General features: G+C 72.1%; 8 protein-coding genes and 1 pseudogene. All 9 read right to left on the reverse strand.

Annotated features, from left to right (window positions below):
* Window positions 1-329, reverse strand: a 329-nt coding sequence (locus tag VFB40_RS02995) for a glycosyltransferase family 9 protein (protein ID WP_414642013.1), incomplete at its 3' end; no start/stop codon positions are given.
* A gap of 36 nt (window positions 330-365) precedes the next feature.
* Entirely contained in the window at window positions 366-1,826 is a 1,461-nt protein-coding gene (rfaE2, locus tag VFB40_RS03000; RefSeq protein ID WP_324847705.1) for a D-glycero-beta-D-manno-heptose 1-phosphate adenylyltransferase, read from the reverse strand.
* Window positions 1,823-2,482 carry a D-sedoheptulose-7-phosphate isomerase gene (locus VFB40_RS03005; protein WP_324847706.1) on the reverse strand — a complete coding sequence of 220 codons (660 nt, stop codon included), beginning with the start codon at window positions 2,480-2,482 and terminating at the stop codon, window positions 1,823-1,825. The genes rfaE2 and VFB40_RS03005 overlap by 4 nt, the downstream gene beginning before the upstream one ends.
* On the reverse strand, window positions 2,479-3,696 hold the full coding sequence (locus VFB40_RS03010) for a glycosyltransferase (RefSeq protein ID WP_324847707.1): 1,218 nt from the start codon (window positions 3,694-3,696) through the stop codon (window positions 2,479-2,481). Before VFB40_RS03010 ends, VFB40_RS03005 begins: the two co-directional genes overlap by 4 nt.
* Window positions 3,693-4,658, reverse strand: a complete 966-nt coding sequence (locus tag VFB40_RS03015; RefSeq protein ID WP_324847708.1) for a glycosyltransferase — start codon at window positions 4,656-4,658, stop codon at window positions 3,693-3,695. The genes VFB40_RS03010 and VFB40_RS03015 overlap by 4 nt, the downstream gene beginning before the upstream one ends.
* Entirely contained in the window at window positions 4,655-5,710 is a 1,056-nt protein-coding gene (locus VFB40_RS03020; RefSeq protein ID WP_324847709.1) for a glycosyltransferase family 9 protein, read from the reverse strand. Before VFB40_RS03020 ends, VFB40_RS03015 begins: the two co-directional genes overlap by 4 nt.
* A complete protein-coding gene (locus VFB40_RS03025) occupies window positions 5,707-7,374 on the reverse strand; it encodes an HAD-IIIA family hydrolase (RefSeq protein WP_324847710.1) in 1,668 nt (555 codons plus the stop codon). The genes VFB40_RS03020 and VFB40_RS03025 overlap by 4 nt, the downstream gene beginning before the upstream one ends.
* Window positions 7,371-9,008 (reverse strand): carbamoyltransferase family protein, encoded by a 1,638-nt coding sequence (locus tag VFB40_RS03030; RefSeq protein WP_324847711.1) that lies wholly within the window; start codon window positions 9,006-9,008, stop codon window positions 7,371-7,373. Before VFB40_RS03030 ends, VFB40_RS03025 begins: the two co-directional genes overlap by 4 nt.
* A 125-nt stretch (window positions 9,009-9,133) precedes the next feature.
* Window positions 9,134-9,455, reverse strand: a pseudogene (locus VFB40_RS03035) (SDR family NAD-dependent epimerase/dehydratase); the annotation flags it as partial.

Genomic DNA, 9,455 nt, shown 5'->3' on the forward strand with positions numbered 1-9,455 from the left:
CGGCTGGCCGGTCCGTTGCCGTGCAGGTCGACGGCCAGCTCCGGGGCGTCGTGCGGCCAGGGCCAGCGCACCGGCTCCAGCTCGTCGGCGGGCAGCAGGCGGTCGATCGCGCCGGTCAGCTCGGCCAGGGGGGCGAACTGCGCGGGCGCGGCGAGCACGATCTCGTGCTCAGGGAACGCGCGCCGCACGGCGCGGTAGGCCGGCACGCCGGTGAGGAAGTCGCCGAGGCCGAGCGCGCGCAACAGCAGCACACGGGGCCTGGCGGCGGTGCTCTCGGCGGCGCTGCCGGTGATGACGGGGAAGGTGGTGGCGTTAGTGATCGTGGTCATCTCGGCTTGCTTCGTCAGTGGTATCAGGCTGCGGGATCAGGCTGCTTCATTGCGGGCCGAGCGGACCAGGCCGGTGGTCGACCGGCCGGACAGGTACGGCACCGTCAGGACTCTGCCGCCCCAGCCGCGCACGAGCGGCGCCTCGGGCAGGTCGTCGGCCGCGTAGTCGCCGCCCTTGACCCAGACGTCCGGGCGCAGCCGCCGCAGCGTCTCCTCGGGCGTGGCCTCGTTGAACACCACGACCGCGTCGACGCAGCTGAGGGATTCGAGGATGGCCGCGCGGTCCGCCTCGTTGTTCAGCGGCCGACCGGCGCCCTTGAGCCGGCGTACGGAGGCGTCGGAGTTCAGGCACACGATCAGGCAGTCTCCGGCCGCTCGCGCCGTGCGCAGGCAGTGCACGTGACCGGCGTGCAGCAGGTCGAAGCAGCCGCCGGTCGCGACGACGGTGCCGCCGTGTGCTCGGACCTTTGCTGCGAGCTCGAAGGGGTCGGCGGGGCGGGGGAGGGCCGCGGCGGGGCGCGGCAGGTCGGCATGTGTGGTGGTGGCTAATCTGGCAGCAGCGAAGGGGGACGCGTCGGACACGTCGGATGCGGAGTCGAGGGCTGACACGCCACCGGCACCGAGGAACGACGCCGCGGCGTCGACTGCCGCGACCACGGCCTCTGACGGCAGCGCGCCTGACGCGAGCGCCGCTGCGGTCGCGGCGGCGAATGCGTCCCCGGCGCCGCAGGCGTCGGTCGGCGCGATATCGCGAGCCGGGATCAACTGCGTGTTGGCCGCTCCGCGCAGTAGCACTCCCTGCGCGCCAAGTGTGATCGCGAGCTGCGATACCGGCCAGGCGGTGCGCAGTTTGTCCGCTGCCTCCGCGGCTGCTCTGACGGCCGCCGAACCGCGCGCTGCCGCGGCGCCGGGCAACATCGCGGCGGCGGCGGCCGCCTCGGCCTGATTGGGCGTCGCCAGCAGGGTGCCGGGGACGGGTGCTGCGCCGCGCGGATGCGGATCCCAGACCACTGGCACGTGACGAGCGGCCGCAGTCAGAGCATCGCGTACGGCGTGATTCGAGGTGACGCCCCCGGCGTAGTCGGACACGAGGATCGCGCCGGCACCTTCGAACGCCTCCGTGAGCCGCAGCCCCGGATCGCCGGTGTACGGCTGCGCCGGATGGTCGATACGAAGCAGCGTCCTGCCATCGACGCGAACCCTCGTCTTCTGCGCGATCGCGTCCGGCCAAGGCAGCGCGACAAGGCGTATGCGCGGATCGATGAGCTCCCTGAGCATCTGGCCGTGAGCATCATCGCCGAGCGGGCAGACGAGCGTCACCTGGTGCCCGGCCCGTGCCGCCAGGTGCGCTGCCAGCGCTGCGCCGCCAGGCCGTGGGCGGACCATGGGTTCGTCGACGACCGGCGCCGGAGTATCAGGGCACAGCCGTCGCACCGCGCCGTCGAGGTCGCGGTCGAGCAGCGCGTCTCCGATGACGACAAGCGGACCGATCGTCATCGGGGAACTCCGATCGGCGCGGCTTGCGGAAGGTGCCGGACCTCGCTGCCGTCCACGTCGCGGCTGAGAAGCTGTGGTTCCTCGCGCGCGAGCGCGAGATCCATCGCTTCGCAGACAAGGTGCAGCGCCACCAGATGAACCTCCTGCACCGTCGCGGTATCAGGGCCGTGCGCGCAGATCGACCGGTGCGCCAGCGTCGCGAGCGGGTTGGGCGCCGGACCGGTCAGGGCCCAGACATGCATACCCACCGCCCGGGCCCGCTGCGCCGCGGCGATCACGTTGCCGCTGCGGCCGCTGGTGGACAGCAGCATGAGGACGTCGCCGGACCTCCCGTGCGCTTCGACCTGCCGGGCGAAGACCTCGTCGGCGCCGTAGTCGTTGCCGATCGCCGTAGTGGCCGAGGTGTCGCCGTGCAGCGGGATCGCCGAGAACGGCCGGCGCTCGTCCCGGAACCTGCCGACCAGCTCGGCGGTCAGGTGCTGGGCCTGCGCCGCGCTGCCGCCGTTTCCGGCGGCCAGCAACCGGTGCCCGGCGCTCAGCGCGTCGGCCAGCTGGCGGCCCCACTCGGCGCAGGTCTCGGCGAGCACGTCGGAGGTCCGCAGCGCATACGTGACCTGACTCAGCCGGTCGCGCAACACCTGTTCGATCGACATCATCGGCTCACCGCCTCCTCGATCCTCTCGCTCCCTTCGGCCACGAGCCGGCCGTACACCTCCGCAGTGCGGCGCGCGATCCGCGGCCAGCCGTAACGCGATCTGGCGCGCAGCAGGCCATTGAGTCCCAGCTGCCTGCGCAGCTCGCCGTCCTTGATCAACGGCCTGAGGGCGTCAGCGAGTGCGTCCGGCGCGCGCGGCGGGACGAGCACGCCGGTCACCCCGTCGAGCACCGTGTCGGTCAGCCCGCCGACGGCGCTCGCCACGACCGGGACGCCGCTGGCCATCGCTTCGAGCGGCACGATGCCGAAAGGCTCGTACCACGGCGTGCACAGCACCAGCTCGGCCGAGCGAAGCAGCGCCGGCATGTCGCCGCGCGGCACGGCGCCGAGCAGTTTGACCCGGTCCGCGACGCCGCGCTCGGCAGCGATCTGACGCAGCCGGTGGGCCTCGGGCTCGTCACACAGCTGGTCGGCGGGCGGACCGCCCGCGATGACCAGCTCCACCTCCGGCAGCTGCGCCAGCGCCCGAATCGCCGTGTCAAAGCCCTTACGCGGCACGAGCCGGCCGATCGCCAGCAGCCGGTGCCTGCGGCCGCGCGGGGCGACCGGGCCCTGCGGAGTGAAGCGCTCCAGGTCCACGCCGCACGGGATGACCGAGATATGCCGCCGGTCCACGCCGAGCCGCACCAGTTCGAACAGCTCGTCGCTGCAGGTCGCCACGATCCTGGCGCAGGTCTTGCCGATCTCGCGCTCGGTCTCGATGCGCGACGGCGGGCTCGTGTCGGCAGATCCCTGATACCGCTGCTTGACCACGCCGAGCGCGTGGTAGGTCTGCACGACCGAGATGCCCAAGGGTTCGGCGGCCTCGAGCGAGGCCAGTCCGGACATCCAGAAGTGCGCGTGGACCACGTCGGGCCGCTGAGCCTTCCAGCGGGCCGCGAGCTCCCGCGCGAAGACCGGCATATGTGGCAGCAGGTCGTCCTTGGACACCTGCCGCGGCGGGCCCGCGTCGATCTGCTCGACCACGACCCGCCGGCCCATCCGGGTGCGCGCCGCCGTGTCGGCCGCGTCGCGCCGGGTGTACACCGTCACCTCGTGGCCCAAGGCGGCCATCCCGGTGGCGAGGCAGGCCACGTGCACGTTCTGTCCGCCCGCGTCGGCCCCGCCGAGCGCGGCCATCGGATTGGCGTGTTCTGATACCAGTGCGATTCTCATGAGCTCACCTCGGCCAGCACCTGGTCCCAGCGCTCGAGGAAGCGTTTGAGCCCGTAGCGCTCAAGCGCCGCCTCGCGCGCGGCAGCCCCCGTTTCACGTGCCAACTCCTTGTCGTTGATGAAGGCGCACATCGCCTCGTGCAGTTCGGCGACGCTCGGGGAGACCACCCCGGCGCCGGGCGGCACCGCCCGCGCGGCCTCGGTGGTCGCCAGCGCGACCGCCGGCATCCCGAGATGCATCGCCTCGAGCAGCGAGAGCCCGAGCGAGGTCCAGCGGATCGGGTGCACGTACACCCGCCGCCGCGCGAGTTCGGTGTGCATCTCGTCCTGCGGCAGGTCCTCGTGCAGGTGAATGCGGTCCGGCGGGAAACCCGGACAGTGACGCAGAGCATTGACACGCATCCCGAACACATCGAGGGGCGCACGCTCGGCGAAGCCCGGCAGCAGATCGGTTCCGGTGACCCGGCCGCGCCGCACCGGATCGTTGACCACGACCGCGGCGTGCGCGATCGCCCCGGTATAGCGCTCACCGGGATCGACGATGCCGTGTTCGATCACTGTCGTCGGAGTGCTGCCGCAGTCCCAGAACAGGTCGTTGAAGTCCGTCACATGCACGACGAGCAGGCCCGGATGGCCGGCGGCGGGATGCGGCGTGTTCGGCACGTCCTGCTGTGGCGTGTTGTGCTCCACATAGACCGCGGGCACGTCGATGCCCGGGACCAGCCCGGTCCAGTCGACGACGAGCTGCGCGTCCCGCGGCCGTTGCAGAACCACCACGTCGAACGGCGTCGAGCGCAGCTCGTGCGCCGGCACCTCGATCGCGCTGCGCGGCCAGTCCCAGGTGCGCGCTCGGCCGAGGCCGTCCGGACCGCGCGGCTCGGTGACAGGGAGCAGATACGTGTGCGGTCCCTGCACGAAGGAGGTCGTCCACGAGCCGTGCACGTGCCATAACAGGATCCTCATGCCGCACCTCCTTCTCGGTGGCCGGCCGGGGCCAGCAGCTTCTCGACGGCGCTGACCACGTCGCGGGCGGTCACGCCGGACAGGCACGGATGGCCGGGGACCGGGCATTCCCGGGCGCGGGTGCCGGCGCAGGGAGCGTCCTGATCGCCGAGCAGCACGGTCTCGACTCCGTACGGCGCCCAGCGCACGGCCGGCACGACCGGCGCGAAGAGGCTGACCACCGGGGTCCCGGCGGCGGCGGAAAGATGCGCGGGACCGGTGTTCGGCGCGACGGTCACGGCCGCGCCGGCCAGCACCGCGGCCAGCTCGGGCAGGCGGGTGCGGCCGCCGAGGTCCACGGCTCCGGACTCGCCGGCGGTCCGTGCGGTCAGCTCCCGCTCGTTCTTGCTGCCGGTCACCACGACCTGGTGGCCGTCGGCGGTCAGTTCGCGTACTGCCTGCGCCCACCGCTCGACCGGCCAGGTACGCGCGGGGGCGGTGCAGCCGGGATGGACCGCGACATAGCGCTCCGCCGGAACCAGAGCACTGACATCCGGCAGCGGATGGCGCAGGGCGAGCCGGCCGTCGTCATCGGGGGGAAGGGGGAAGCCCGCGGCGCGCGCCAGCGACAGCGCGCGCTCGGTTTCCGGGATGTCCTCGTCCACGAGGTGCCGCACGTCGAGCAGCGAGCCGGGGTAGTCGACGCTGATGGCGCTGACCCGGGGCACCGCCGTCATCCGCAGCAGCAGCGCGGCCGGCAGCGGCGACTGGTGGAACGAGGTGAAGATGACGGCCTCGTCGAAGTCGCCGAGGAGCAGTTCGCGCATCAGGAACCGGAGGCAGCCGCCGTCGAGCGGCTGCGGGTTGGGCCCGACCCAGGGCGCCTTGTAGACGAGCACGTCGTTGACGCCCGGAAGCAACGGCGCGACCGAGGCGCCGGCCGGACCGGCCAGCAGCGTCACATGCCGTGAACCGGCCGCGAGCGCGCGCAGCGCCGGCCCGGTCAGCAGGACGTCACCAAGGCCGTCCAGCCGCACGGCCAACACCCGGCCGCGCTTGGTCGCAGTGTTCATCGCCGGCTCCCGCTCGCGGTCCGGCCTGCGGCGGCCTCGCGGGTGCGGCGGGCGCTCGCCGGTTCCGGATCGCCCTGGCCGACGATCCAGCGTGCCGCGGCGAGCAGGTCGACGGCGATCCGCGCCCCGGCCAGCTCCTCGATGCGGGTGCTCGGCGTGGGAATCAGCACGCTGCGGCTTCCGGCCGCACGCGCCGCCGCCACGTCCGCGCCGATATCGCCGATGACGACGCAGTCCTCCGGCCGCACGCCGAGCTCGGCAGCAGCCTGATACACCAGTCCGGGCCGCGGTTTGCGGCAGTCGCAGCCGTCCTCCGGCGCGTGGGGGCAGACGGCCCAGGCGTCGAAGGGGCCGAGCAATCGGCGTACCTGCTCGTCCACCTCCTTGGCCTGGCCCGGCGTGATCAGCCCTCTGCCGATCCCGGACTGATTCGTGACGACGCCGATGCGCAGCCCGGCATCGCGAAGCAGCCGGAGTGCTTCCAGCGCCGTGGGCACCGGCGCGACGCGCTCCGGATCGGTGTTGTACGGCACGTCGTGAATCAGCGTTCCGTCACGGTCGAACAGCACCGCCAACGGCCGGCCTGGCCAGCTCTCGGCACGCACATGGCGATAGCGCCGCAGTCCGCGCAGCCAATGCGCGGTCGCCACAGGAGGAATCGCGACGCTGCTGACTGCCATCGCCACCAATTCATCGCTGGTGCGCGGCCCCGGACGCACGCGTTCGGTGAAGAACGATGCGGTCCCGGTGAACCAGCCCGCGGCAGCGAGGAAGCCGGCGCGGCGCAGGGCCGCACTTCGGCTCGACTTCGAAGCCGTCGGAGACTTCGTCAGGCCCCGAATGCCTCGGACCACTCCGGCCGCCAGCGCCGCGGTCCCGAGAGCCGTAACGGCCAGATGACGTCGACGCGCGCCGCGAGCCGCCTCTGCCCTGTGGTACCAGTTGCGACCGTGTAGCCGCGCCATCAGCACGTCGTCGGCGTTTCCGGCCTGCATCCGAATGCTGACAAGCCGGTCGGCGGGCCGCACCGGATGCCGGGTGCGGCGCTGGCCGACGGTCAGCCGCCAGCCCGCGTCCTGTACCCGCAGCGCGAGGTCGGCATCCTCGCGAAACGCCCGGCGGAACCGCTCATCGAATCCACCGCTCTCGACCAGGGCGTCGCGCCGGTACGCCAGGTCCGCGGTGATCCACCGCGCATCGGCGAGCCCTGCGACGTTGCGCTCCCAATCGGTCGGCCTGCGCAGGCTTGGCAGCGGAACGTGGATGACGCCCTGTACCGCGCCCACGTCCGGCCCGACGCGCAGATCGTGATCCAGCCGCGTCCGCCAGAAGTGTTCGACCTCTACATCGTCATCGAGGAACACGACCCACGGCACCGTCGCCGGCACCGCGCGCCAGCCGAGGTTGCGCGCCGCCGCGGGTCCGCGTCCTCCGCTGGTCATCGCGATCGTGGTGCGGTCGGCCAGCGCCTGCGGCACGTGGAGCGGCAGCGGATCGGGCGTGTCGGGCCGATCGTCGACCACGACGACAAGCTCCGGCAGCGGCCCGGCAGCCGTGGCCAACGCGTCCACGCAGTGCTGCAGGCTCGGCCGCCCGATCGTCGGTATGACGATCGAGTACCGCGTGTCGTGCGCCGGCTCGGCGGTATCAGCCTTCGTGCTCATTGCGCCAGCTCCCCGCGCCTGATCACGAACGGGCCCAGCGCCAGCACGTCCACGGGGGAGGAGCCGAAGCACTCAAGGGCGTCGCGCGGACTGTCCACCATCGGCCGGCCCGCCGTGTTCAGGCTCGTGTTCACCACGACCGGCAGCCCGGTGCGCCGCTCGAATCCCGCCAGCATTTCGGCCACCAGCGGCTCCTGCGCCCTGTCCACGGTCTGGATCCGCGCCGTGCCGTCCACGTGCACCACGGCCGGGATGCGATCGCGCCACTCGGCCGCCACCCGGTGCACGAACAGCATGTAAGGGCTCGGTGTCGGGCCGTCGAAGATCTGCGTCGCCCGCTCGGCCAGCACCATCGGCGCGACCGGCCGGAACTGCTCGCGGCCCTTCACGTCGTTGAGCCGCTCCAGATTCGCCGCGTGCCCGGGGTGGGCCAGCAGCGAGCGGTGCCCCAGCGCGCGCGGCCCGTATTCGCTGCGGCCCTGGAACCAGGCCACGATCCGGTTCTCCGCGAGCGCCTGCGCGACCTCCTCGGCCACGCTTTCCGGCCTGTGGTAGGGGATGTGCGCGGTGACCAGCCAGGATTCGAGCTCCTCCGCGCTCCAGCCGCGGCCGAGCGCGGCGTCGGTCATCGGATCGGTAGCGTCGCCGAGTTGCCGTGCCACATGCAGCGCGCCGCCGAGCGCGGTTCCCGAGTCTCCGGCGGCCGGCTGCACCCACACCTGCTCGAAGGGGCTCTCGGCTGCGATCCGCGAGTTGGCCACGCAGTTGAGCGCGACCCCGCCGGCCATCGACAGCGCCCGGTCCCCGGTGCGGCCGTGCAGCCAGCGCACCAGATCCAGCAGCACCTCCTCGAGCACCAGCTGCACGCTCGCGGCCAAGTCGGCGTGCTGATCCGTCCACGGTTCGTGCGGCTCCCGGCGCTTCGTCAGCGTCGACCAGGGCACCGGCTCGCTGACGAACCCGCCGTCCCCGCGCGGATAGACCGACCGGCGCAACTCGGCGGCGAACCGCGGCTTGCCATACGAAGCCAGGGCCATGACCTTGTACTCGTCGCTGGATCGCAGGAAGCCGAGGTGATCCGTGGCCTCCTCGTAGAAGAGGCCGAGCGAGTGCGGCAGGAACTGACTCGACAGGATCTCCAGCTCGCCGCCGGCGTACCGCCCGGCAAGGTGCGAAACCGACTCGCCGCGGCCGTCGCAGACCAGGACGCTGCAATTCTCGAAGGGGGCGGCGAGCCCGGCCGAAGCCGCGTGCGCGACATGGTGCGGCACATGCCTTACCGTGTCCGGATCGACGCCGGGAAGCGCCTCGGCGATGAACCCCGGCGCATGGTGTGCGTACATCTGGCGCAAGTGGTCCCACGGATCGCCGAGCCCCAGCTCCTCGGCCGATTTCGCCTCGCGCGGATCATAGGAATAGGCGACGGCGTCGAGATCGTCCGGCCCCAGCCCGGCCTCGGCCAGGCACCAGGCCGCAGCCAGTTCCGGTAACTCCCACGTAGAGAAAGGCACCGGGCGTTTGCCGTGCTTGCGCCGGCTGAATCGCTCCTCCTCCGCCGCGGCCACGATCCGGCCGTCCACGATCAGGGCGGCGGCCGGATCGTGAAAAACGGCGTTGATGCCGAGAACGCGCATGTATTTTCCCCAGAACGTCGTGCAGAAGGTGTAGCGGCCGTTTGCCCGACCGTGAAACTCGACTCTGTGTTGCGCGGCCGCTGCGCCCCTGTGCCCTCCGCGCAGCCGTCGCCCGCGATCGCCGGTCAGGCGGCGGCCGCGGTCATGTGTTGCTCGGTCCGCTCGGCGAACCAGGCGATCGTGTCGCGCAGGCCGTCGTCGCGGTCGACTTTCGGTTCCCAGCCCAGCTGAGTGCGGGCCAGGGTGATGTCAGGGCAGCGCGTCGTCGGGTCGTCGACCGGCCGCTCGACGAAGGCGAGCGGGGAGCTGGACCCGGTGAGTTCGACGATGCGCGTGGCCAGATCGAGCACGCTGAGCTCCTGCGGGCTGCCGATGTTCACCGGTCCCGGCTCGGCCGAGGCGGCCAGCGCGAGGATCCCGGAGACGGTGTCGGAGACATGGCAGACC

This window comes from Actinocrinis sp. (genome assembly GCF_035650855.1).
Lineage (GTDB): Bacteria > Actinomycetota > Actinomycetes > Streptomycetales > Catenulisporaceae > Actinocrinis.